This window comes from Streptomyces sp. NPDC001770 (assembly GCF_053596135.1).
On sequence record NZ_JBSFFN010000010.1, the window covers coordinates 33584 to 54947 of the forward strand.

19 protein-coding genes are annotated in these 21364 nt (G+C 73.2%); 7 read left to right on the forward strand and 12 right to left on the reverse strand.

Annotated features, from left to right (window positions below):
* Positions 1-37 precede the first annotated feature (37 nt).
* From ACWCSV_RS11465 to ACWCSV_RS11475, 3 genes are all read right to left on the reverse strand, one after another.
* Positions 38-781, reverse strand: a complete 744-nt coding sequence (locus ACWCSV_RS11465) for a LamG-like jellyroll fold domain-containing protein (protein WP_451140897.1) — start codon at positions 779-781, stop codon at positions 38-40.
* Positions 782-936: 155 nt separating this feature from the next.
* The gene (locus ACWCSV_RS11470; RefSeq protein ID WP_451140899.1) at positions 937-1485 is read right to left on the reverse strand and encodes a PadR family transcriptional regulator; all 549 of its coding nucleotides are present in this window, start codon (positions 1483-1485) and stop codon (positions 937-939) included.
* A gap of 39 nt (positions 1486-1524) precedes the next feature.
* Entirely contained in the window at positions 1525-3540 is a 2016-nt protein-coding gene (locus ACWCSV_RS11475; protein ID WP_451140901.1) for an oxidoreductase, read from the reverse strand.
* A gap of 219 nt (positions 3541-3759) precedes the next feature.
* On the opposite strand from ACWCSV_RS11475, the gene ACWCSV_RS11480 reads away from it, so the two are divergent.
* Positions 3760-4293, forward strand: coding sequence for a DoxX family membrane protein (locus tag ACWCSV_RS11480; protein WP_451140903.1), 534 nt, complete (start codon positions 3760-3762; stop codon positions 4291-4293).
* 135 nt (positions 4294-4428) lie between these two features.
* Here the strand turns inward: ACWCSV_RS11480 and ACWCSV_RS11485 are convergent, their stop codons facing one another.
* On the reverse strand, positions 4429-4560 hold the full coding sequence (locus ACWCSV_RS11485; RefSeq protein WP_451140905.1) for a hypothetical protein: 132 nt from the start codon (positions 4558-4560) through the stop codon (positions 4429-4431).
* A gap of 193 nt (positions 4561-4753) precedes the next feature.
* On the opposite strand from ACWCSV_RS11485, the gene ACWCSV_RS11490 reads away from it, so the two are divergent.
* A complete protein-coding gene (locus tag ACWCSV_RS11490; RefSeq protein ID WP_451140907.1) occupies positions 4754-5602 on the forward strand; it encodes a DUF1206 domain-containing protein in 849 nt (282 codons plus the stop codon).
* A gap of 86 nt (positions 5603-5688) precedes the next feature.
* Here the strand turns inward: ACWCSV_RS11490 and ACWCSV_RS11495 are convergent, their stop codons facing one another.
* Together ACWCSV_RS11495 and ACWCSV_RS11500 are read right to left on the reverse strand one after the other, a co-directional pair.
* The gene (locus ACWCSV_RS11495) at positions 5689-7068 is read right to left on the reverse strand and encodes a cryptochrome/photolyase family protein (RefSeq protein ID WP_451140909.1); all 1380 of its coding nucleotides are present in this window, start codon (positions 7066-7068) and stop codon (positions 5689-5691) included.
* Positions 7069-7221: 153 nt separating this feature from the next.
* Entirely contained in the window at positions 7222-8802 is a 1581-nt protein-coding gene (locus ACWCSV_RS11500) for an SDR family oxidoreductase (protein WP_451140911.1), read from the reverse strand.
* A gap of 586 nt (positions 8803-9388) precedes the next feature.
* Between ACWCSV_RS11500 and ACWCSV_RS11505 the strand changes: the two genes are divergently transcribed.
* The 4 genes from ACWCSV_RS11505 to ACWCSV_RS11520 are packed head-to-tail and all read left to right on the forward strand — an operon-like array spanning position 9389 to position 14308.
* Entirely contained in the window at positions 9389-10699 is a 1311-nt protein-coding gene (locus tag ACWCSV_RS11505; protein WP_451140913.1) for a polyprenyl synthetase family protein, read from the forward strand.
* Positions 10696-12234 (forward strand): phytoene desaturase, encoded by a 1539-nt coding sequence (locus tag ACWCSV_RS11510; RefSeq protein ID WP_451140915.1) that lies wholly within the window; start codon positions 10696-10698, stop codon positions 12232-12234. Before ACWCSV_RS11505 ends, ACWCSV_RS11510 begins: the two co-directional genes overlap by 4 nt.
* Positions 12231-13286, forward strand: a complete 1056-nt coding sequence (locus tag ACWCSV_RS11515; protein ID WP_451140917.1) for a phytoene/squalene synthase family protein — start codon at positions 12231-12233, stop codon at positions 13284-13286. The genes ACWCSV_RS11510 and ACWCSV_RS11515 overlap by 4 nt, the downstream gene beginning before the upstream one ends.
* Positions 13283-14308 (forward strand): DUF5914 domain-containing protein, encoded by a 1026-nt coding sequence (locus ACWCSV_RS11520; protein WP_451140919.1) that lies wholly within the window; start codon positions 13283-13285, stop codon positions 14306-14308. Before ACWCSV_RS11515 ends, ACWCSV_RS11520 begins: the two co-directional genes overlap by 4 nt.
* Positions 14309-14391: 83 nt before the next feature.
* Here ACWCSV_RS11520 and ACWCSV_RS11525 read toward each other — a convergent pair whose 3' ends face one another.
* The 6 genes from ACWCSV_RS11525 to ACWCSV_RS11550 form a co-directional block, all read right to left on the reverse strand.
* A complete protein-coding gene (locus ACWCSV_RS11525) occupies positions 14392-14910 on the reverse strand; it encodes a DUF1203 domain-containing protein (RefSeq protein WP_451140921.1) in 519 nt (172 codons plus the stop codon).
* Between the two features lie 164 nt (positions 14911-15074).
* A complete protein-coding gene (fabI, locus tag ACWCSV_RS11530) occupies positions 15075-15902 on the reverse strand; it encodes an enoyl-ACP reductase FabI (protein WP_451140923.1) in 828 nt (275 codons plus the stop codon).
* On the reverse strand, positions 15899-17071 hold the full coding sequence (locus ACWCSV_RS11535; protein ID WP_451140925.1) for a beta-ketoacyl-[acyl-carrier-protein] synthase family protein: 1173 nt from the start codon (positions 17069-17071) through the stop codon (positions 15899-15901). Before ACWCSV_RS11535 ends, fabI begins: the two co-directional genes overlap by 4 nt.
* Positions 17068-17316, reverse strand: coding sequence for an acyl carrier protein (locus tag ACWCSV_RS11540; protein WP_451140927.1), 249 nt, complete (start codon positions 17314-17316; stop codon positions 17068-17070). Before ACWCSV_RS11540 ends, ACWCSV_RS11535 begins: the two co-directional genes overlap by 4 nt.
* Positions 17317-17354: 38 nt before the next feature.
* On the reverse strand, positions 17355-18467 hold the full coding sequence (locus ACWCSV_RS11545) for a 4Fe-4S cluster-binding domain-containing protein (protein WP_451140929.1): 1113 nt from the start codon (positions 18465-18467) through the stop codon (positions 17355-17357).
* A gap of 15 nt (positions 18468-18482) precedes the next feature.
* A complete protein-coding gene (locus ACWCSV_RS11550) occupies positions 18483-19202 on the reverse strand; it encodes a Phenylacetic acid catabolic protein (protein ID WP_451140931.1) in 720 nt (239 codons plus the stop codon).
* Between the two features lie 397 nt (positions 19203-19599).
* On the opposite strand from ACWCSV_RS11550, the gene ACWCSV_RS11555 reads away from it, so the two are divergent.
* Positions 19600-21339 carry a beta-ketoacyl synthase N-terminal-like domain-containing protein gene (locus ACWCSV_RS11555; protein ID WP_451140933.1) on the forward strand — a complete coding sequence of 580 codons (1740 nt, stop codon included), beginning with the start codon at positions 19600-19602 and terminating at the stop codon, positions 21337-21339.
* The last annotated feature ends 25 nt before the right edge of the window (positions 21340-21364 follow it).

The following is a 21364-nucleotide window of genomic DNA, read 5'->3' on the forward strand; positions in this document are numbered from 1 at the left end:
CCGCTCCGGGGACGCTCCCGGCCCGCCCCGGCGCGTTTCAGGAGCCGGTCATGACGGCGTGGTGGGCGAGGAGACGCTCGGCGGTCAGTTCGCGCGGGTAGACGGCGACCTTGCCGATGGCACCCAGGAAGAAGGACCTCAGGCTCGCCGTGCCGATGCGTACGGGGGACGGGGTGTCGCCCGGCACGATCGAGTAGTCGGCGAGCGCGTCCTGGTCGCGCAGCGTCCCGTCCCGGTAGATCTTCGTGTAACCGGTCGGGTAGGAGGGGCCGGCGGGAGCGGTGCTGATCACCAGCGCGTAGTGGATCCACTCCCCGGGATACAGGGTGTCCTGGAAGTAGGAACCCGCGCCCAGGCCCCCGGCGGGGTTGAAGGCGTAACCGGAGACGCGGTTGGCCCGGCCCTCGGTGTTGTCGGCGCTGTAGATGCGCGCCGTCCACTCGGCCTGGTTGACCGTGGCGTAGGTGAGTTTCCCCAGCCAGTGCACGTATCCGGTGCCTTCGCTCGCCGGGAACGTGAGGGTGTCGGGACGGAACCACGCTTCCACCGTCAGCACCCCCGTCGTCGACACGGACAGGGAACGGTCGTCGGGGACTTCGACGTACTGGGCGGGGGTCCCGTCGAAGAGGGTGGCGCTGTCGCCGTTGGGCAGATGGCTGTGGGACGGCGAGCCGTGGAACACGGCCCGCGGGCCGCCCGGGGACAGCTCCGTACCGGCGCCGCCCAGCCGGAGGTAGAGCACGGGGTTCTCGGCTTCGATCAGTTCGTCGTACGCGCTCACACGCACCTCCCTGGGACTGGGCCGATCCGACGGCCCCAGGTTAGGACGGCCCGCGGCACGCGCGGGAGGGCGTGAACGCCGCTCCGGGGGGCGCCGCCGGCACGCCTCACGCGGGCGCGCGGGCAGGAGCGCGCGCGGTGGAGCGGGGCTCCGCCCTACACGGGTCCGTCCGGACCGTCGAGACCCTCGATCGCGCCGGTCAGCCAGGTGATCCAGAAGCTCTCCAGGTCGATGCCGCCGCGCAGCACGAGATGGCGGAGCCGGTCGTCCTGGCCCGTCCTGCGCTCCGGCGGGAAGTCCCGCTCTTCGATCTCCAGGTACTCCGCCAGCTGCCGCCGGTGCAGCTCCAGATGACGGCGGAGTTCCTCGCCGAGCCCGGGCGCCCCGACGACCGCCGCCGCCCGCATCCGCAGCAGCAGCGGATCGCGGACCGGCCTCGGGTCCTCGGGGAGCGCCACCCAGGCCGTCAGCTCCTCGCGGCCCGCCGGCAGCACCTCGTACTCCTTCTTGCTGCCCCTCGCGGGCTGGTCGGGCAACAGGGCCCTGATCCGCCCTGCCTGCTCCAGCCTGCCCAGCTCGCGGTAGATCTGCTGGTGCGTCGACGGCCAGAAGTAGCCGATCGACCGGTCGAACCGGCGGGTCAGTTCCAGCCCGGACGACGGCTTCTCCAGCAGAGCGGTGAGGATCGCGTGCGGCAGTGACATGGGGTGCATCCTACGAACGCGGGCGGAGGGAGGACCGGCTCAGAGCGCGGCGGCCAGCTCCGTGCCCTGCCGGACGGCCCGCTTGGCGTCGAGTTCCGCCGCCACGTCGGCGCCGCCGATCAGATGCACCGGCCGGCCCGCCGCGACCAGCTCCTCGTACAGCTCCCGGCGCGGTTCCTGGCCCGCGCAGAGCACGACCGTGTCGACCGGCAGGACGTGCTGCTCGCCGTCCACGGTCAGGTGCAGCCCGGCGTCGTCGATCCGGTCGTAGGAGGCGCCCGCGATCATGGTGACGCCCCGGTGACGGAGCTCGGTGCGGTGGATCCACCCCGTGGTCTTCCCCAGCCCCGCCCCGACCTTGGTCGCCTTGCGCTGGATCAGGTGGACCGTGCGCGGCGGCCGCGGGCGCTCCGGCAGACGGAGCCCGCCCCGGTGCGCGTAGGTGGTGTCCACGCCCCAGCTGCGCAGGAAGACCTCGGCGTCCTGGCTCGTCCCCTCCCCGGAGTCGGTGAGGAACGCGGCGACGTCGAAGCCGATCCCGCCCGCCCCGATCACCGCGACCCGGTCGCCGACCGGCGCCCTGTCGCGCAGCACGTCCAGATAGCCGACCACGCTGGGGTGGCCGGCCCCCTCGATCGGCGGGGTGCGCGGCTCGACGCCGGTGGCGAGGACCACCTCGTCGTAACCGCCGAGGGAGCCCGCGTCGGCGCGGGTGGCGAGCCGTACGTCGACCTCAAGCTCGCGCAGCCGGGTACGGAAGTAGCGCAGCGTCTCGTCGAACTCCTCCTTGCCGGGCACCTGGCGCGCCACGTTGAGCTGGCCGCCGATCTCGTCGGCCGCGTCGAAGAGGGTGACCGCGTGGCCGCGTTCGGCCGCCGTGACCGCGCAGGCGAGCCCGGCCGGTCCCGCGCCGACGACCGCGACGCTCTTGCGGGTCCGGGTGGGGGAGAGGACCAGCTCGGTCTCGTGGCAGGCCCGGGGGTTGACCAGGCAGGACGTGACCCTGAGGCTGAACACGTGGTCCAGGCATGCCTGGTTGCAGCCGATGCAGGTGTTGATGGCGTCGGAGCGGCCGGCCGCGGCCTTCGCCACGAACTCCGGGTCGGCGAGGAAGGGCCGGGCCATCGACACCATGTCCGCGCGGCCCGAGGCGAGGATCTCCTCGGCGACCTCCGGGGTGTTGACGCGGTTGCTCGTCACCAGCGGTACGGAGACCGAGCCGCGCACCTTCTCCGTCACCCAGGTGAACGCGCCGCGCGGCACCGAGGTCGCGATGGTGGGGATGCGGGCCTCGTGCCAGCCGATACCGGTGTTGATGATGGTCGCCCCGGCCGCCTCGACCGCGCGGGCGAGGCACACGACCTCCTCCAGCGTCGAACCGTCCGGCACCAGGTCGAGCATGGAGAGCCGGTAGATCAGGATGAAGTCGTCGCCGACGGCCTCGCGCACCCGGCGCACGATCTCGACCGGGAAGCGCATGCGGTTCTCGTACGAGCCGCCCCAGCGGTCGGTGCGGTGGTTGGTCTCCGCCACGACGAACTCGTTGATGAGGTAGCCCTCGGAGCCCATGATCTCGACCCCGTCGTAGCCGGCCCGCCGGGCGAGGACGGCGGCGCGGACGAACTCCTCGATCGTCTCCTCGACCTCCTCGTCCGTCAGCGCGTGCGGGGTGAAGCCGCTGATGGGTGCCTTGAGCGCGCTCGGCGCCACCAGGTCCGGGTGGTGCGCGTACCGCCCGAAGTGCAGGATCTGCATCGCGATCCGGCCGCCCGCCGCGTGCACCGCCGAGGTGATCAGGGCGTGCTCCTCGGCCTCCGCCTCGGTGGTCAGCTTGGCACCGCCGGGCGCGGAGCAGCCGCGCTCGCTCGGCGCGATGCCGCCCGTGACGATGAGGCCCACGCCGCCGCGGGCGCGCTCGGCGTAGAACGCGGCCATCCGCTCGAAGCCGTTCTCGGCCTCTTCGAGACCCGTGTGCATCGACCCCATGACCACCCGGTTGGGCAGGGTGGTGAATCCGAGGTCCAGCGGGCTCAGCAGCGTGGGGTAGGGGCTCATGGGGGTCTCCTCGCGCGGTGTCGTCCCGCCAGTTGTAGAGGACCGGGACAGCTTTGTGCAACAAGTTGCACAATGACGTACGTCGCATCCCGGCACCCCCGGGGCGCCTTCCGCGCGAGGGCCGGGGCGTCCCCCGTACGGAGTAACCGGCCGCGCCCCCGCAACGGTGCCGGGCGACAGTGGAGCCGTACCCCGTCCTCCTCGTCCCCGGGAGCTTCCATGGCCTGCCTCAACCGGCGTGACCTCGGCCTGCTCGTCCTGCGCGCCGGCACCGGCGCCGTCCTCGCCGCCCACGGCTCGCAGAAGCTCCTGGGCTGGTTCGGCGGCGGCGGGGTCGAGGGCACCACCGCCGCCATGGAGGCCATGGGCTTCCATCCCCCCAAGCACAGCGCCGTCGCCGCAGGGCTCGGCGAGGCGGGCGGCGGCGTGCTGCTCGCGCTCGGCCTCGCCACCCCGGCTGCCGGCGCCGCCGCAGCCGGAGCGATGGCCGGCGCGGTCGCCGTGCACGCCCCCGCCGGATTCTTCGCGCAGGGCGGCGGCTACGAGTACCCGGCGTTCCTCGGGTTCACCGCCGCCGCGATCGGCATCGCCGGCGCCGGACGCTACTCCCTGGACCACGCCACCGACCACGTGCTCGACAAGCCGTGGGTGGTCGCGCTGGCCTTCCTCGGCAGCGCCGCGGCGGCAGCCGCCGTCGTCGGCAAACGCGCGAAGGCGCAGGGTGCCGCGGCGGAGGAGCCCGAGGCGGTCTGAAGGCCGGGGCTCGAGCCCGGCCTTCAGCCGGCGTCCGGACGGGCCCGGCCGGCGGAGGCCGGGCGACAACGATCGTGGCGTACCTGACCGAAAACGTCAGCGAGTGTCAAGGGCGGTCGCTGACGCACCGTCGGGTCACCAGGTGCTGGTCGTGGCGATCGTTCCGGCCCAGCTCTCGTCCTTGTCGCCGTCACTCGCGTTCCACCACCAGTGGTGCAGCGTCGAGTCGGCAGCCGCGCCGAAGACTTCCTGTGTCTGGTCGAACACCCCGGCCACCGGGTCCGTGTGGATCGATCCGGCCCGCACGCCGGGTGGCCGGAGGCCGCAGCGGCCTCCGGCCCGCGGACGGTCCTCCGCCTGGCGACGCACCACTTCCGACGCCGCGCACCGGCCCACCACGATCGCGGGACAATCCTGGGCGGCGGGCATTGATCCAGCGTTCAGGGGCATCCGTCGGTCCATGGAGACCAGTGCGATAGCGGAACGCGGACGAGGACAGGCCCGGAGCGGGGCCACCGGAAAAGCGGTCGAGACGGCGGCGCGCGCCGGATTCGTGGCGCGCGGTGTCATCTACCTGCTCATCGGAGTGCTCGCCCTGCGCGTGGCCTTCCCGGGCGACAGTGGCGGCGGAGAGCAGGCCGACCGGGGCGGCGCCCTGAAGGAAGTGGCCGAGCAGCCGCTCGGCGGGGTCCTTCTGTGGCTGCTCGGCATCGGACTCGTGGGCATGGCGCTCTGGCGGCTCTCCGAGGCGCTGTTCGGCCAGGCCGGGCCGGACGGGCAGAAGCCCATGAAGCGGATCATCGCCGCCGGGCGCTGCGTGTTCTACGCCTTCGTCGCGTACTCCGTGATCTCGTACGCCGCCGGGGACAAGGGCAGTGGCAGCGGGTCCAGTGACAAGCGGACCGACGATGTCACCGCCAAGGTCCTCGACTGGTCCGGCGGCCAGTGGCTCGTGGGGATCGCCGGAGCCGTCGTCGTGGGCGTCGGTCTGTGGCTGATCTTCCGTGCGGTGACCCTGAAGTTCCGCAAGCACCTCGACATGTCCGGCACCGGGGAGAAGGTCCGCCGGGCCGTCGACGCGGTCGGCGTGTTCGGCGGAACGGCCCGGGGCGTCGTCTTCGGCACGGCGGGCGGCTTCGCCATCGCCGCGGCCGTCCAGCACGAACCGGGACAGGCCAAGGGCATGGACGACACCCTCCGCTCCTTCACCGACACCCCCGCCGGTCCCTGGCTGCTCGTGCTCGTCGCCCTCGGACTGGCCGCCTTCGGCGTCTTCTCCTGGGCCAACGCCCGCTGGCGCAAGGTCTGACACCGCCCCTCACCCCACCGAGACACGGCCCCGCCGGGCACCCCACCCACCGGCGGGGCCGTCCCGCGTCCGGGCGCCGGACGCCCTCAGCGCAGGTCCCGCGCCTGCTTGAACCGGGCCAGCGCGTCCGCCAGACCGATCAGCGGAGCCGGGTAGTCCAGCGCGGCGCGCTTCTCCTCCGGAAGCTTCCACGGCTCGTGCACGGCCCCACCCCTGACGCCGGCCAACTCCGGTACCCAGCGGCGTACGTACTCTCCGTCCGGGTCGTAACGGTGGCCCTGGCGCACCGGGTTGAGTACACGGTTGGGACGGCTGTCCGTCCCGGTGCCCGCCATCCACTGCCAGTTGAGCTGGTTGTTGGCGATGTCGCCGTCCACCAGCAGGTCCAGGAAGTGGCGGGCGCCGATCCGCCAGTCCACGTACAGCGTCTTCGCCAGGAAGCTCGCCGTGAGCAGCCGGCCACGGTTGTGCATCCAGCCCTCGTGGCGCAGTTGACGCATCGCGGCGTCCACGACCGGATAACCGGTGCGCCCCTGCCGCCACGCCTCGATCTCGTCCCCTGCCTCCTTCTCGTCCCGCCAGTCGTCGTGCTGCGTACGGTAGTTGTCGTGCGCGGCGGCCGGGCGGGCGGCGAGGACCTGGTGGTGGAAGTCGCGCCAGCACACCTGCCGCACGAACGCCTCCGCACCCGCGCCGCCCGCGCGGCGGGCCCGCCCCACCAGCTCCACCGGTGAGACGGTGCCGAAGTGCAGATGCGGCGAGAGCCGCGAGGTCGCGTCGCCCGCGAGGTCGTCGTGCAGGTCCTCGTACGACCCGAGTCCCGATCTGCGCCACGCGGTGAACAGGGCCCGGCCCGCCTTCTCGCCGCCCTCCGCCAGCGCGGGCGAGACCCCGGACACCCGGGCCCGGGACGGCAGTTCGCCGGAGCGCGCGGTGTCCGGAACCCGGACCTCGCGCGGCGGGCCGAGGGGGTCCCGCAACCGCTCCTGGGACCAGCGCCGGAAGTACGGGGTGAACACGGCGAAGTGGTCCGCCCCCGAGCCCGTCGGCCGTACCGTCCCCGGGGCGACGGCCGTCACCACGGCGTCGTGCACGTGCAACGTCGCTCCCAGCGAATCCAGTTCCTCGCGCAGCCGCTCCTCACGGGCGTGGGCGTACGCGCTGACCCCGCCGGACATGTGGACGTCCCGGGCACCGGTCTCGGCGGCGACCCGGCAGACCTCCTCGGACACGTCGCCGGTACGGATCACGAGCCGCCCGCCCCGCTCGCGCAGCCCCGCGTCCAGGTCCCGCAGACAGTCGGCGAGGAAGGCGCGCCGGTTGGGCACCGCGAAACCGGCCTCCTCAACCCGCCGGTCGAGAACGAAGAGCGGCACGATCCCGTCGCTCGCGGCCGAGGCGGCCCGCAGCGGCGGATGGTCGTGCAGCCGCAGATCGGAGGTGAACAGGACGACCGAGACGGTCATGGCGCTACTCCTGGGCGGGTCGGAACCGGAACGAGGACATGGGGAGCTTCTGGAGCTCCCGCTGCGTCCGTTGCTTCCGTGCGGCGGTGCGGTCCGGATGCGCCGCCGCCACGCACGGTGGTGTGGCGCCGGCCGTCCGTGTCGTTGACGTTCTCAGTTCTGCTCCTGAGGACGAGGGCGCCCCGACGCGGTCTCCGCCCGGGCCCGGGCGGAGCCGGGGGTCCGGGAAGCGGCGCGGGCGATGTTGCGGGCCATCCCGCCGAAGACGATCGCGTGGAAGGGCGAGACGCTCCACCAGTAGGCGTGGCCCAGCAGCCCGCGCGGGTGGAAGAGCGCGCGCTGACGGTAGTGGGAGCGCCCGTCGTCCCGGTTCTCGACGTACATCTCCAGCCAGGCCAGCCCCGGCACCCGCATTTCCGCCCGCAGCCGCAGCAGTCTGCCCGGCTCGATCTCCTCCACGCGCCAGAAGTCCAGCGAGTCCCCGACCCGGAGCCGGTCGGCGTCGCGGCGGCCCCGGCGCAGTCCGACCCCGCCCATCGCCCGGTCCAGCCACCCCCGTACCGCCCAGGCCAGCGGGAACGAGTACCAGCCGTTGTCGCCCCCGATCCCCTCCACCACCCGCCACAGCGCCGCCGGGGGAGCGTCCACGTCCCGCTCCCGGACGTCCTCGTACAGGCTGCCGCCCGCCCAGTCCGGGTCCGTGGGCAGCGGGTCGCTGGGCGCGCCCGGGAGCGAGGCCGAGGACCACCGGGTGGTCACCTTCGCCTCCCGGACCCGCTGGAGGGCCAGGCCGAGCGCCTTGTCGAAGGGGAAGGGCTGACCCGGCCCGTCCGGGACGTACCGCGCGATGTCGTGCTCGCGGCAGACCACCTCGTACCTCAGCGACTCCGCGAGCGGCCGGGCGAGGGCCCGGGGCACCGGAGTGACCAGCCCGATCCAATGGCTGGACAGCCGGGGGGTGAGCATCGGGACGGGCAGGATCAGCCGTTTCGGCAGGCCCCCGACCTCGGCGTAGCGCTCCATCATCACCCGGTACGTCAACACGTCGGGCCCGCCGACGTCGAAGGAGCGGTGCACGTCCCGGGGCATCCGCGCGCTGCCGACGAGGTAGCGCAGCACGTCCCGGACGCCGATCGGCTGGATCCGGGTGGACACCCAGCTCGGGGTGACCATGACCGGCAGCCGCTCGGTGAGGTAGCGGAGCATCTCGAAGGACGCCGAACCCGACCCGATGATGACGGCGGCCCGCAGCACGGTCGTCGGCACCCCCGAATCCAGCAGGATGCGGCCGACCTCCGCGCGGGAGCGCAGATGCGGGGAGAGCTCCTCCTCCGGTACGTCGTCGGGCGTCAGGCCCCCCAGGTACACGATCCGGCCCACCCCCGCCGCGCTGGCCTGTTCGCCGAAGGTGCGGGCCGCCCGGCGGTCGGTCTCCTCGAAGCCGGAACCGGTGCCCAGCGCGTGCACCAGGTAGTACGCGACGTCGATGCCCCGCATGGCCGCCGCCAGCGACTCCGGATCGGTGACGTCCCCGCGCACCACCTCCGCCTCGGTGGCCCAGGGGTAGTCGCGCAGCTTCTCGGGGGTCCTCGCCAGACAGCGCACCCGGTGGCCGGCCGCCAGCAGCTCCGGCACCAGGCGGCCCCCGATGTAGCCGGTGGCCCCCGTGACCAGGCAGCGCAGGCCCTCGCCGTCGTCCGCGGTCCGCTCGGCCGTCTCCTTGGCCCTCTCCATGGCGCCTCCGCCTCGGGGTCGATTCCGGTCTCCTGCATCCACCGTCCCCGCCCGTAGCGCATTCCGCCCGGCGGGCCCGGCCGGATGCACCCTGACACGTCCGGGACGGCCGAATGGGTCGCCGGGCAGCTCCGGAGTCCCCGCCACCGGCCCCGGCAGCCGCCGCCCGGCCGGTCGGCGTGATCCCCTCGGGAGTCAGTGCCTCGTGCCCCGACCGGTACGGATCGGGGCCCGCCCGCATCCGCCGGACGGGGGACGCCGGAAGAGACGCGACGGGCCCGGAGGACCGGGGTCCGCGACGGGCCCCGTACCGCCGGCGCGCCGGCCCGGCGGTGCGGGGCCGGCCCGAGCGGTACGGAGACCGATGCGACCAGAAGGACCTGCGATGCGCCTCACCCGGCCAGCGGTTACCGCCTCTGCCGACCACCGGCGGTCGGAGCGGTCCCACGGGGACGCACAACCGCCCGACCGTCCCGGCCGCTCCTCCGAGGGGACCCCGGCCGGTCCGGCCGCACGGGAGCCGTACGCCCCGGCGGCACACGCCCACGGCGACCCGGCGGGGGGAACTCCGGCGGAGGGAGCCCCGGTGGTGGAGGGCCGGCACGACCGGGCGCTCGACGGGCCCCGGCAGGGGCCGGGCCCGGACGGCGCGCGCGGGGGCCGCGACCGCCGCGACCCGGGCCGCCCGGCCGGCGCCGCCCCGCCCCGGCACGGGGCGCCCGCCGCCGAGGGCGCGGAGGCCGGCGCATCAGCCGAGCCCGCCGAATCCGTCGACGCGGACGTGGCCGGCGCAGTACTGCGGACCGCCCGCACGGTGCTCCGGGGGCACCTCGCTGAGGCCGCCGCCATCGACACCGTCTTCGCCCGGGACGTGGCCCGGCGGGTCGCGGACTTCACCCTCGGCGGCGGGAAGCGTGCCCGGCCCCGTTTCCTCTGGTGGGCGATGCGGGCCTGCGGCGGAAGCGCGGACGTGGTGGACGCGGCGCTGCGCCTCGGCGTCGCCCTCGAACTCATCCAGACCTGCGCCCTGGTCCACGACGACGTGATGGACGGCTCCGTGCTGCGCCGGGGCCGCCCCGCTGTCCACGTGGAGCTGGCGGGCCTGACCGGCGGGCCGCCGGACACCGCGTTCGGCACCTCGGCCGCCGTCCTCGTCGGCGACCTCGCTCTCGCCTGGGCGGACGACACCGTCTCGGCCGTACCCATGGACCCCGCCACCCGGAGCCGCGTCCTGGCGATCTGGCGGGCGATGCGCACCGAGATGGTGGCCGGCCAGTACCTCGACCTGCACGGACAGGCCGCCGCGACCCGTACCGCCGCGCACGCCCTGCGGACCGCCCGCCTCAAGAGCGCCCTCTACTCCGTGGAGCGTCCGCTCGCCCTCGGCGCCGCGCTGGCGGGCGCCGACGACCGTACGACCGCCGCCCTGCGCGCCGCGGGCCGCAGCGCGGGCACCGCCTTCCAGCTCCGCGACGACCTGCTCGGCGCGTTCGGCGACCCGGCCGTCACCGGGAAGCCCTCCGGCGGTGACCTCCGCGACGGCAAGCCCACCTACCTGGTGGCCGTCGCCCGGGAACGCGCCGAGGCCGCGGGCGACACCGCCGTGCTCGCCGTCCTGGACGCGGGCGTGGGCGACCCCGGCCTCACCGACGAGGGGCTCGCCCGGGTACGGGAGGCACTCACCCTCAGCGGCGCGCGCGCCGCCGTCGAACACCGGGCGGACCGCCTCGCCGCCGAGGCGGAGGCCCGCCTCGACCTCGCCGGGCTCGCCCCGGCGGGCGCCCGGCAGCTGCGCCTCCTGCTGCGGGAGGCCGCGGGCGGACGCACCTCGCCGCCCCGGGCGTCCGCATCCGAACACACGCCCGGCACCGCTCCCGAAGGAGACACCACCCGATGAGGACCGTCCCCGGGCGCACCGACCACGTCGTGGTGATCGGCGCCGGCCTCGCCGGCCTGTCCGCCACGCTCCACCTGCTCGGCGCGGGCCGCCGGGTCACCGTCGTCGAACGCGACCCCACGCCGGGCGGACGCGCCGGACTGCTGGAACGCGGCGGATACCGCATCGACACGGGCCCCACCGTGCTCACCATGCCCGACCTCGTCGAAGAGGCGTTCGCCGCCGTCGGGCACCGGCTCGCCGACCGGCTCGACCTGATCCCGCTCCACCCCGCCTACCGCGCCTGGTTCGCCGACGGCTCCACCCTCGACGTGCACACCGAACCGGCGGCGATGGAGGCCGCCGTCGAGGAGTTCGCCGGCGGCCACGAGGCGCTCGGCTACCGCCGCCTGCGGCAGTGGCTCGAACGCCTCTACGCCGTCCAGATGCGCCGCTTCATCGACGCCAACTTCGACTCCCCGCTCCAGCTCCTCCATCCCGACCTGGCCCGGCTCGCCGCGCTCGGCGGCTTCGGCCGGCTCGACGCCCGGATCGGCCGCTACCTCCACGACGAACGGTTGCGCCGCGTCTTCTCCTTCCAGGCCCTGTACGCCGGAGTGCCCCCGGCCCGCGCGCTCGCCGCGTACGCCGTCATCGCCTACATGGACACGGTCGCCGGGGTGTACTTCCCGCGCGGCGGGATGCACGCCCTGCCGAGGGCGCTCGCGGACTCGGCCGCCGAGGCCGGTGCCGCGTTCCGCTACGGCGAGTCCGTCAGCCGGCTGGAGCGCTCCGGGGACCGGATCACCGCCGTCGTCACCGACCGGGGCCGCATCCCCTGCGACGCGGTCGTCCTCACCCCGGACCTGCCCGTCAGCTACCGGCTGCTCGGCCGAACCCCCCGCCGCCCGGGCGGTATCCGGCACTCGCCGTCCGCCGTCGTCCTGCATGCCGGAACGGACCGCACCTGGCCCGGACTCGCCCACCACACCCTCTCGTTCGGCCGGGCCTGGAAGGGCACCTTCCACGAACTCACCCGCACCGGCTCCCTGATGACCGACCCCTCCCTGCTCATCACCCGCCCCACCGCGGGAGATCCCGCACTCGCCCCGCCCGGCAAGCACCTCCACTACGTGCTCGCCCCCTGCCCCAACACCGACATCGGCCCCTCCGCCCGCACCTGGGACGAGCTCGCCCCCCGCTACCGGGACCGCCTGCTCACCGAACTCGAACGCCGGGGACTCGCCGGACTCGGCGCCGCCATCGAGGAGGAGTGCCTGGTCACCCCCGTCGACTGGACCGCCCAGGGGCACGCCGCCGGCACCCCCTTCTCGGCCGCCCACACCTTCCCGCAGACCGGCCCCTTCCGCCCCCGCAACCTCGTGCGGGGCACCGTGAACGCCGTCCTCGCCGGCTGCGGCACCACCCCCGGCGTCGGCGTGCCGACCGTGATCGTCTCCGGAAAGCTCGCCGCCGCCCGGATCACCGGTGCGCCGCGGCCCCGCAAGGCCACCGCGGGCACCCCGTGCCCCGTACCGAAAGGCACCTCCGTATGACCGCCCGTGAACTCGACGCGGCCGCCATCCACGACCCCGCCCTGCGCGCCGCGTACGCCACCTGCCGGAGGCTCAACGCACGCCACGGCAGGACGTACTTCCTCGCGACCCGGCTGCTCCCCGCCGACCGCCGCCCCGCCGTGCACGCCCTCTACGGCTTCGCCCGCCGGGCCGACGACATCGTGGACGACCTGGCCGTCGACGCCGGACCCGGGGAGCGCGAGCGGGCGCTCCTCGCCTTCGAACTGCGGCTCGCGGAGGGCCTCGCGCACGGCACCACCGACGAACCGGTGATCCGGGCGCTGGTCCACACCGCGTCCGTGTACGGCATCGACCACCGCCACTTCACCGACTTCATGGCCTCCATGCGCAGCGACCTCACGGTGACCGGGTACGCCTCCTGGGAGGAACTCGGCGGCTACACCCACGGATCGGCCGCCGTGATCGGCCTCCAGATGCTGCCCGTCCTCGGCACCACGGGGCCCCGCGAGGAGGCCGCCCCGTACGCCGCCGGCCTCGGCGTCGCCTTCCAGCTCACCAACTTCCTCCGGGACGTCGGCGAGGACCTCGACCGGGGCCGCGTCTACCTCCCGGCCGACCTGCTCGCCGCACACGGCGTGGACCGCGAACTCCTGCTGCACAGCCGGGCGAGCGGCGTCCGTGACCCGCGCATCACCTCCGCGCTGCGGGCCGCCGCCGCGCACAACCGGGAGATCTACCGCCGCGCCCTGCCCGGCATCGCCCTGCTCGCCCCCGAGTCACGCCCCTGCATCCGTACCGCGTTCGTGCTGTACGGAGGCATCCTCGACGCCATCGAGGCGGACGGCTACGCCGTGCTCCACCGGCGCGCGGTCGTCTCCCGCGCCCGCCGCGCCACGGTCGCCCTGGACGGGCTGGTACGCGCCCTCGCCGCACGCCCCGCTTCCCGCACCGCCACCGCACCTCGGCCGAAGGACCCGCGCCCCTCCCTCCCCGCGACGGGCGCCCCACCGGCGGAGCAGCCGCACCGCACCCGTACCACCGCCGGAACCGCGCACGAGGACGTGGCATGACGCACCCCGGAACCGGCCGGCCCGCCCGCCGCGGCCGTATCCCGCTGCGGCTGCGCCGCGACCCCGTGCCGTGGGAGCGCCAGCGCCCCACCTGGCGCGACGCCCGCCCCGCCCTCATCGCGGGCGCCCTCACGCACGCGCTCGGCCGCCCCTCCGGCAACTGGTACGTCATCGGCGCCTCCCGCCGCATCACCCCCGGCCGCTCCTTCGGCCGGACCGTCCAGGGCACCGAGGTCGTCGCCTGGCGCGACGCCTCGGGCCGCCTGCGCGCGGGCCCCGGAGCCTGCCCGCACCTGGGCGCACCGCTGAAGGACAGCCCGGTCCGCTGCGGAACCCTCGTCTGCCACTGGCACGGACTCGCCCTGAACGGCGAGCCGTTCGCCGGCTGGGAGCCCTATCCCGCCTTCGACGACGGAGTCCTCGCCTGGGTGCGGCTGGACGCGGTGGGCGGCGAGGTGCCGCTGGACCGGCCCGTCCTCCCCGAACGGCCCGTCCCCTCGACGGCGGTCGACGCGGTGTACGAGGGCTTCGGCACCTGCGAACCCGAGGACGTCGTCGCCAACCGCCTCGACCCCTGGCACGGCGCCTGGTTCCACCCGTACTCCTTCGTGGACCTGACCGTGCTCGACGTTCCCGGCGGCGACGCCGGGGACGGACGGGACGGGTTCGCGGTCGACGTCTCCTTCAAGGTGGCGGGCCGCGTCGTGGTGCCCGTACGCGCCGTGTTCACGGCGCCCGAACCCCGTACCGTCGTCATGCACATCACCGAGGGCGAGGGCCGGGGATCAGTGGTCGAGAGCCACGCCACCCCGCTCGGTACCGACTCGGCCGGGCGGCCGCGCACCGCCGTGGTGGAGGCGGTCGTCGCGGCTTCCGACCGTCGCGGCTTCGCGCTCGCCCGCGCGGCGGCACCGCTGCTGCGCCCGCTGATGAGGGCCTCCGCCGGGCGGCTCTGGCGCGACGACCTGGCGTACGCCGAACGCCGCTGGGAGCTGCGCGGCAGCGGGCGGTTCCCGGGCTGAGAGACCCTGCTGGGTGGGGTCCGGCCATGAGCCGCCGGACACCACCCGGCCCCTCGAAGCCGGTCATGCAGGTGGTACGACTGCTACCGCTCCTCGGCGGAGGGCCGTCGCACCTCGAAGTGGAAGCATCCGTATTCCAGTGCCCTGACGTGGACGAGCTCCACGTCCGGATCGTCGAACGCTTCGTCGAAGGCCGCGTCGAAGCCGGTCGAGGCGTCGGCCGGGATCTCAAGAAGGCGGCCACCTGCGATGTGGCCCCGGGCGTCATAGCGGCGCACGGTGCGCAGGGCGCCCGGCCGAGCGAAGGGGTAGTCCTCGCCGGGGGTGAACCCGTCGCAGTCGTCGGCGTGGAGGAAGACGGGGCCCTGTTCGTCGTACGCGCCGGGATCCGTCCCCTTCGTGGCGGCCCAGCGACGCAACGGCGCGTACGAAACGAGGGCGATCCGCTCGCCGAGCGCGATGGGTCGCAGGCAGCAGCGCAGCGGAGAGCCCTCGTCGTCGCCGGTCGCGAAGTACGGGACGCAGGGACGGCCCGCGTCGTCGGCAACCCGCAGTTCCTTCAGGACGGTTGGGTCGATGGGGAGCACGGTGTGTCTGGACATGTGTCCAGACTGGATCGGCGCAGGGACGGATGCTGGCAGGAAACCGACGTCACGTCGGCGCGCGCCCGCGCAGAAGGCCGGCCGCGCACGTCACACCCGCTGAACGCGGTCCGCCCACGATCGCCGACCCCTGGGAACCGATCACTCGGTGACTGAGCCGGAGATCATTCGGCAGTAGGCGGGCCGGGGCGGTGCGGGGGGTCACCGATGCCCGCGGAGACGGCGTGCAGACCGCCGTCGGCGTGGAGCACCTGTCCGGTCGTACGCGCGGCGAGATCGGAGAGCAGGAACAGCACCGCGCCGACCACCTGTCCGGGGTCCGAGCGGTCCCAGCCGAGCGGCGCCCAGCTCTCGTAGTGGTCGGCCAGCGCGTCGAAGCTCCCCACACCCTTCGCGGACAGGGTCTCCAGCGGTCCGGCCGCGACCAGGTTGACCCGCACGCCGTCGGGCCCCAGATGCAACGCGAGGTAGCGGGCTACCGCCTCCAGTGACGCCTTGAACACCCCCATCCAGTCGTACCCGGGCAGCGCGCGGGCGCTGTCCACGGTGATCCCCACGACGCTGCCGCCGCGGCCACCCGCCGTCAGCAGGGGAGCGAGCGCGGCCGTGAGCCGTTGCAGCGAGTACGCGGAGACCTGGAAACCGGACAGCGCGCTGGCCGCCGGCGTTCCGAGGAATGCGCCGCTGACGGCGTCGGCGGGGGCGTAGGCGATGCTGTGCAGCACCCCGTCCAACCGGCCCCACCGATCGGTGAGTTCCTTCGCCACGGTGGCGTAGGCCGACTCGTCGGTGACGTCGAGTTCGATGACGTCCGGCGGGGAGGGCAGCCGCAGGGCGGCCTTCCGGGTGATCCGGGCGGCACGGCCGAACGAGCTGAGCACGATCTCGGCGCCCTGCCGCTGGAGTCCGGCCGCGACGTGCCAGGCGATCGACTCCTGGTTGGTCACCCCGGTGACCAGATAGCGGCGGCCGGTGAAGTCGAATCCGCTCATGGTGCTCCCAGTACGAGGACGGCGTTGTGCCCGCCGAAGCCCAGCGAGTCGGACAGCCCGACCGCGCGGTTCGGGCCCGGACTCAGCGAACGGGCGGACATCAGGTGGTCCACGGCCCCCAGCCGGACGTCCGGCTCGGTCAGGCCGTGGGTCGCGGGGGCGAGCCCGGTGCGCAGGGCACCGAGGGTGGCGATGGCCTCCACCGCCCCGCCGGCGCCGAAAAGGTGACCGGTGGCGGCTTTGGTGGAGGAGAGCGGGACGGACGCGAGGGCCTCTCCGAGCGCCAGGCGCAACGCGCGGATCTCCGCCTCGTCGTTCAGCAGCGTCCCCGTCCCGTGGGCGTTGATGTAGCAGAGGTCAGCGGGGGTGACGCCCGCATCGTTCAGCGCACGCCGGATCGCCCTGGCGGCGGGCACCCCGTCCGGGGCCGGTGCGGTGAGGTGGTGCGCGTCCGAGCTGGCGCCGTAACCCAGCACCAGCCCGAGGATCGTGGCGCCCCTGGCCCGGGCCCCCTCGACGCTCTCCAGCACGAGGATTCCGGCGCCCTCGCCCATGACGAATCCGTCGCGCCCCGCGTCGAACGGCACGCAGCGACCCGTCGGGGACAGCGCCCCGGCCTCCGCGAAGGAGTCCCGCACGAGCGGCAGGAGTACCGCCTCCGCACCACCGACGACCGCCGCCGCGGCCTCACCGCGGCGGATCGCGCCCAGGGCGACCCCGATGGCCTGCGCCCCGGCCGCACAGGCGCCCGAGGTGGCGAAGGACTCGCCGCCCAGGCCGTAGCGCGTGCTCAGAGCGGCTGCCGCGCTGTTGGACATCATCAGCGGGACCGTCAGCGGGGACGCGACACCGCCCTGGCTTCCCTCCGGAACACCGCCGAGTCCGGTGCCGACGACGCAGCGGATGCGCTCGGCCGGATACGGCAGCTCCTCGAGCCAGCCCGCCTGCTCCAGCGCCTCCTCGGCGGCGACGAGCGCGAGCTGGGAGAACCGGGCGTTCCGCCGGCGGTCACGACGGGTCAGGAAGTCCCCCGCGTCGAACTCCGCGCAACGGCCCTCGCCCGACCCCAGACCGGTCTCGCCGGCGGCGAGACGGTCGATCAGTACAGCGGCACCGACGCCGAGCGGGGTGACCGCACCGACGCCGGTGACCGCGACCGCAGACGTCAACTGGCGGCCTTTTCGGTGATCTTGGCCGCGAGCTGGCCCACGGTCACGTCGGCGAGCTCAGCGCGCGGAATGCTGACCCCGTACGTGCGCTTGATGGTCGCCATCAGTTCGCCCACGTCCAGGGAGTCGATGTCCAGGTCGTCGAACTTGGCATCGGGGGAGATGGTCTCCTCCTCGACGCCCGATTCGATGAGCTCGGTGCGGATGAGGTCGAGTACGGACTCGGCGGTTGCAGGTGCAGACATGGTCGCTCCCTTTCTGAGGCTCGATGGTGCGGTGGTGCTCAGCGGTTGAAATTCGGGGACTGACCCTGGGACCAGGCCCACTGGCGCCAGTAGCTCTCGGCCAGGTCCAGCCAGGTCTCCAGCCGCTGGGGGCTGTCGAGGAAGTGGTTGAGGCTGACCATCAACCAGCTGTAGACGGCCTGGCTGTCGCGGCAGCCGCCGCAGTCGCCCGAAGTGCAGCAGAACTGCAGTGTCTTGTAGTCCGCGCCGTAGACCGCGAATCCGTCGAGCACCGGGTTGCCGTTGCTCACCCGCAGTTCGTGCTCGGGCATGTCGACGCTGATGCTCGGGCATACGTCGTAGCCGAACTGCGCGCCCCAGTGGCCGCGTCCGGTGATCAGCGCCTCGATGAAGTAGGGGTGGCTGACGACCGTGTCGGGGTACAGCTCCTTGACCCGGAGCGCCTCGCCCAGCGTGCGCTGCTCGTTCTCGATCCGCAGCGGGTGGTCCGAGCCGTGCGCGCTGTAGAAGTTGAACGTCACCACGTTGCCGTTGTCGCGGATCGCCCGCACCGTGGGCTCGACGTACGGCAGGCCCTCTTCGGACAGTGCGAAGACGAACGTCACCCGGGGATCGTCCTTGTAGTGCTTGAGCCCCTTCTCGAACAGGCCGGTGAACGAGGAGCCGTTCGGCCGGTGCGCGCGCAACTCGTCGTCGAGCGGACCGCCGCCGAACAGGCTGATGCCGATCGCGACGTTCTCGAACCCCTCCCGCGGCAGCGGGCGCAGCCCGTTCGAGGAGATGGTGATGTAGGGGAGCTCCTCGACGAACGGCTGCACGCGGTCGAGCACGATGGTCGGCTCTCCGCCGATCAAGGTGGCCTGAGTGACGCCGTCCGCGGCCAGCTTCCGCGCGAACTCCCGGATCACGCCCGGGTCCGAGGTCTCCCGGACGGCGGTGTCGAAACCGCCCTCGAAGTACCAACAGCCCTTGCACCGGATGTTGCAGGCGGTGGTGAGGTGCACCTCGCACCCGCGCACCCGGATGCCCATGGTGCGCAGCGCCTTGAGACGCTCCGCGAAGTCCGGTCGGCCGGCCAGCAGTTCGCGCAGACGCGCCTTGGATTCCGCACGCGACGGCGGGCGGGGAGTGATTGCTACAGGTATGGCCATGGCAGTCTCCACAACCTACTCGGGTACGCGCAGGCCGAGATTGGCTATGCGCGGCAGAACCTTCTCGCGCCACAGCTCGATGGCTTCGGCGTTGGTGGTCTTTCGCAGGCCGTACCGTACGACTGCCTGGGAACGCTTGGTGTTGGGGCTGCCCAGGATTCCGACGAACATCGGCCACAGGCGGTCGAGCGCCGCCTGGAGCTGCTCCCGGCCCTCTTCGGTCTCGGCGAGGTTGCGGCAGACCCTGGCTCCGTGAGCGATGTGGATCTTCTCGTCCTGGATGATCGTGCGGACCGCTTCGGCCCAGGGCTTGTAGCTGCTGTCGGCGAACTCGCGCAGCATCACCATCGCGGTCTCCTCCCCGATGTAGGAGTAGACCCCGCGTTCCGCCCAGGTCGAGCAGGTGTGCATCCGGTCGTCGGCGAACAGCATGCGCTCGGAGATGCTCTGGGACTCCATGTAGGAGGTGTCGACCCCGAGATCGGCGAGGATCCGCTTGCCGATCTTGTAGTGGTCGTATTCCTCCGCGGCGCGTTCGGCGCAGACCTGGCGCTCCTCCGACGAGGGCGCGAGCGGCAGGAACATCAGCGCGTAGTCGTCGCCGCCCGAGAGCTCACCCTCGGTGTTGATGGTGATCTGACTGATCAGCATCTTCTGGTAATCGCGGGGCATCCGGTGGAATTCCTCCGGCGTGCGCACCACGACTTCCTCGTCGTCCAGAATTGCAGTCGTCAAGCGTCCTCACCCCTTCGCAGGTCGTTGGCGGGAGGTGTGGGCAGTGCGCTGACGATGTGTCATACGACGTCAGCCCACACAGGATTACCCCCGAGCTCGCTCAAGCACCCTGCCACACCGGGAGCTGTCGGGGCCAGAGCCCGTAGACGATCAACGTCCGGACCCTGCGGACCGTGGTGTCAATTGTTCCCACTTCACTCTCTCTCGCCGGTGAGGTCCCTTTCCTCTCTTTCTCGTCGGCGGACAGGTGGTACGCACATTTAAGGGCCGTCCTGTGATCTCTCCGTGGTGCCGGAGCGAACGCGCGCATCCGGAATGCGGACGCCGCGCACGGGTCACCGAAGATCACGGAACAGCCCTTATCAAGCTGCCGCGTCGGCTGCTACTGTCTCGGGCGATGTCCTCGACTCCTGATCCCGGTACCGCTTCCGGCCCTCTGCGCCGGGCCATGGAAACCATCCGTACCCTGCGCGAACAACTCGACGGCCGGCGCGAAGAGCGACGTATCGCCATCGTCGGAACGGGTCTTCGCGCACCCGGCGGAATCACCGACCGAAGAACGTACTGGGATTCCTTGACCGACGGCCGGGACCTGACCGGCGAATTGCCGGAACAGCGTCGCCGTGCATTTCCGGGAGGATGGGACGGGCTTCTGTCCCGCGGCGGATATCTGGACGACGTGCTGGGATTCGACGCGAAGTTCTTCGGTATATCCCCCCGGGAAGCGCGGAATCTCGACCCGCAGCACCGCCTGCTCCTCGAAGTGGTCTGGGAAGCGTTCGAGGACGCGGCGATCCCGCCCGCGCGGACCGCGGAGTCGACGGGTGTGTTCGTCGGCATCACCGGTCAGGACTACCGCCACTGGGCGGAGAGCGAGCCCAGCTCCTCCTGGCTGATCGGCAACGGCCACTGCTTCGCCGCCGGCCGCATCGCCTACACCCTCGGCTTCCAGGGCCCGGCCATGGCGATCGACACGGCCTGCTCGTCCTCCCTGGTCGCCGTGCACACGGCGGCCCGCGCCCTGGTTGCGGGCGACTGCGACGTGGCGGTGGCAGCCGGAGTCAACCTGGTTCTCGCACCGCGCTCCACGGCCGAGATCGCGCGCACCGAGGCGCTGTCACCGGACAGCCGGTGCCGCCCCTTCGACGCACGCGCCAACGGTTTCGTACGCGGTGAAGGGTGCGGGGCGGTGGTGCTCAAGCGGCTGTCCGACGCGCGGAAGGACGGCGACCGGATCCTCGCCGTGATCGAGGGCACCGGCGTCAACCAGGACGGCCGCTCCTCCGGCTTCACCGCGCCCAACGTACTGGCGCAGAGCCGGCTGATCGAATCGGTGCTGGCCGGCGCCGGGCTGGCCGCCGCCGACATCGGGTACCTGGAAGCACACGGCACCGGTACCCCGCTGGGCGACCCGATCGAGCTGGAGGCCGCCCGGATGGCGCTCGGCCGCACCGGGCAGCGGTGGCACGTGGGATCGGTGAAGGCGAACCTGGGGCACACCGAGGCCGCGGCGGGGGTCCTGGGACTGATCAAGGCCGTCCTCTGCCTCGAACGGCGCCACATTCCCCGCCAGGCGCAGTTCGATACCCTGAACCCGAGGATCGACCTCGGCGACAGCGGCATGACCGTGCCGACCGCGACCGTCCCCTGGGAAGCGTCCTCGGGCCTTTGCGCGGCGGTCAGTTCGTTCGGCATGAGCGGAACCAACGCCCATGTCGTCCTCTCCGCCGGCACCGACAACGGCATCGAAGCCGCCCCCGGTACCGGCCCCGACGGGGGACAACTCCCGGACCGGGCCGGAGCGGACGGCTTCCTCGTGAGCGCGCACACCCTCCCGGCCCTGCGCGGCCTGGCCGCCCGCTGGGCGGACGAGGTGGCGGACCACCCCTATCCCGCGTTCGCCCACACCGCCACGTACGGCCGCACCCGGCTCCGCCACGCGGTCTGGATCAGCGCGGACCACACGGACGACGCCCGCGCCGCGCTGACCGCACTGGCGAAGGGCGACGACGACCCCCGCATACGGACCCTGGACGCGGCCGAGACACCGCCTCAGGACAAGGTGACCGGGCGCGCGGTCGTCTCCCTGCCGGCCTACCCGTGGGAGCGGATCACGTACTCCGTACGTCCGGTGTGACGCCCGGAGCGATCCGCTCCCACTC

What these genes read in the sequence shown, in the direction of transcription:
- fabI (WP_451140923.1), bottom strand. Translation starts at nt 15,902, where the DNA reads ATGAGCGGATTCGACTTCACCGGCCGCCGCTATCTGGTCACCGGGGTG.
- ACWCSV_RS11555 (WP_451140933.1), top strand. Translation starts at nt 19,600, where the DNA reads ATGTCCTCGACTCCTGATCCCGGTACCGCTTCCGGCCCTCTGCGCCGG.
- ACWCSV_RS11545 (WP_451140929.1), bottom strand. Translation starts at nt 18,467, where the DNA reads ATGGCCATACCTGTAGCAATCACTCCCCGCCCGCCGTCGCGTGCGGAA.
- ACWCSV_RS11495 (WP_451140909.1), bottom strand. Translation starts at nt 7,068, where the DNA reads ATGACCGTCTCGGTCGTCCTGTTCACCTCCGATCTGCGGCTGCACGAC.
- ACWCSV_RS11510 (WP_451140915.1), top strand. Translation starts at nt 10,696, where the DNA reads ATGAGGACCGTCCCCGGGCGCACCGACCACGTCGTGGTGATCGGCGCC.
- ACWCSV_RS11540 (WP_451140927.1), bottom strand. Translation starts at nt 17,316, where the DNA reads ATGTCTGCACCTGCAACCGCCGAGTCCGTACTCGACCTCATCCGCACC.
- ACWCSV_RS11525 (WP_451140921.1), bottom strand. Translation starts at nt 14,910, where the DNA reads ATGTCCAGACACACCGTGCTCCCCATCGACCCAACCGTCCTGAAGGAA.
- ACWCSV_RS11520 (WP_451140919.1), top strand. Translation starts at nt 13,283, where the DNA reads ATGACGCACCCCGGAACCGGCCGGCCCGCCCGCCGCGGCCGTATCCCG.
- ACWCSV_RS11490 (WP_451140907.1), top strand. Translation starts at nt 4,754, where the DNA reads ATGGAGACCAGTGCGATAGCGGAACGCGGACGAGGACAGGCCCGGAGC.
- ACWCSV_RS11475 (WP_451140901.1), bottom strand. Translation starts at nt 3,540, where the DNA reads ATGAGCCCCTACCCCACGCTGCTGAGCCCGCTGGACCTCGGATTCACC.
- ACWCSV_RS11515 (WP_451140917.1), top strand. Translation starts at nt 12,231, where the DNA reads ATGACCGCCCGTGAACTCGACGCGGCCGCCATCCACGACCCCGCCCTG.
- ACWCSV_RS11480 (WP_451140903.1), top strand. Translation starts at nt 3,760, where the DNA reads ATGGCCTGCCTCAACCGGCGTGACCTCGGCCTGCTCGTCCTGCGCGCC.
- ACWCSV_RS11470 (WP_451140899.1), bottom strand. Translation starts at nt 1,485, where the DNA reads ATGTCACTGCCGCACGCGATCCTCACCGCTCTGCTGGAGAAGCCGTCG.
- ACWCSV_RS11500 (WP_451140911.1), bottom strand. Translation starts at nt 8,802, where the DNA reads ATGGAGAGGGCCAAGGAGACGGCCGAGCGGACCGCGGACGACGGCGAG.